Source organism: Vibrio sp. 10N.261.51.A4 (genome assembly GCF_041471945.1).
Taxonomy (GTDB): domain Bacteria; phylum Pseudomonadota; class Gammaproteobacteria; order Enterobacterales; family Vibrionaceae; genus Vibrio; species Vibrio crassostreae_C.
Window position 1 is genome coordinate 1 of record NZ_JBFRPJ010000062.1, and the last position, 1,394, is coordinate 1,394.

At 42.0% G+C, this 1,394-nt stretch carries 1 protein-coding gene; it reads right to left on the bottom strand.

Translation table 11 applies throughout. From position 1 onward, the window contains the following. Nucleotides 1-12: 12 nt before the first annotated feature. Nucleotides 13-1,320 carry an IS4 family transposase gene (locus AB4384_RS14215; protein ID WP_029235596.1) on the bottom strand — a complete coding sequence of 436 codons (1,308 nt, stop codon included), beginning with the start codon at nt 1,318-1,320 and terminating at the stop codon, nt 13-15. Nucleotides 1,321-1,394: the final 74 nt, after the last annotated feature.

Below are 1,394 nucleotides of genomic sequence, written 5' to 3' on the forward strand. Positions count from 1 at the left end.
AATGCCGTTCACTTAAGAGTGAACGGCATTTTTGTTCTTAGCATACCGTTGTGGTCTGGGTTTAACTCTTCTAGGGAATGTCCTTTCCCTTCGCCCTTCAAGTATTAAGCTTTCAGCCATGTTGTGGAACCCCTTTAGCTGACGAGGTATTGCGCCTGGTGTTGAATAAGGTAAGCCTACAAGTAACGCTGATACATGAGCTAACGTGCCGTTAAAACTCAGTTGATAAGGAAGGTAATTTCCCTTTAAATTGAAGCAGAGCTCGACCATCTGATATCGGATTAAATTGTAAGTAAGCAAGATGCCCCATAACTCCTGCTTGACCAGCTCTGGTAAACGACTTCGCAGCGTAAGACGGTTTCCAAGCATGTATTGTTTTTGCTCTCGGTAGCCCAGCTCTATTTCCCAACGATGCTCATAAAGGCCTGCAATATCTTTTGATGGGTAACGCAGGGAGTCCGTCATGGAGGTTAATACTTGGTAGTCTTTTCCTTTAATTTTACGAGTGACAAGTCGAGCGGTTATCGACTTTGGTAAATCAGGCCATAGCTTTCTAGCTCTTGGATTACTGTGTAATTGAACAAGTTTGTCATTTCGCCCTAAAGATTGAACAATGTCATATTGTGTATTTTTCTTGAGGGGGATAAGCCAATGGCGCTCTGAGCCAGAGTCTTGCCATTTATGTAATAAACCTAAAGAATAGAACCCCTTATCGAACATTGTTACGCTATGGTTTGGTGTTGTTTCTATCAGTTTTTCAGCTAATATCATTTCGTTTGTATTGTAATTATCAAATGCACTGGCCGTAATAATGTGACTGCTTAGTTCCATTTGGCAGACCATTCTCACTTGCGGATATTGCGTCCCTTTTTGTCGAGAAAATGCCTTTTCATTTTGCGGGTTATCGGGCGTTCGCCAAACAACGCCATCGACGCCAAGCAGCGTTAATCCATTCCATTGGGGTAACTTTGCACTGTTTAACCATGACGTAGTCATTCGCTCAAAGACCGCTTTAATTGCGTCTTCACCCAACGTCTTTCGACGTTGAGTTAACGCACTCGGTGCGACAAAAGCTTTACCTGTACGGTCGACAATATCAAGTTGGTTCACTAAATCTTTCATGGATTTACTGTTATAGATAGCCATTCCAACAAGCAGCCACACCATGGATTCTAAAGTTAATTTCCTCTTTCTCATCGTGACAGTATCAGTAAGAGAATAGGCTTCGTCGATGAGTTCAATTGGAAGCAAGTCAGACAAAGTCTCAACGCTGCTAGGTTTCCAATCATTAATTATGTTTAGAGCTTGAGAAACATCCATAAAAAAATCCAAGTGCATTAAATACACTTGGATTTTGACAGCTCTGAAGGATCCTTCAACCGATCGCTTTGGCT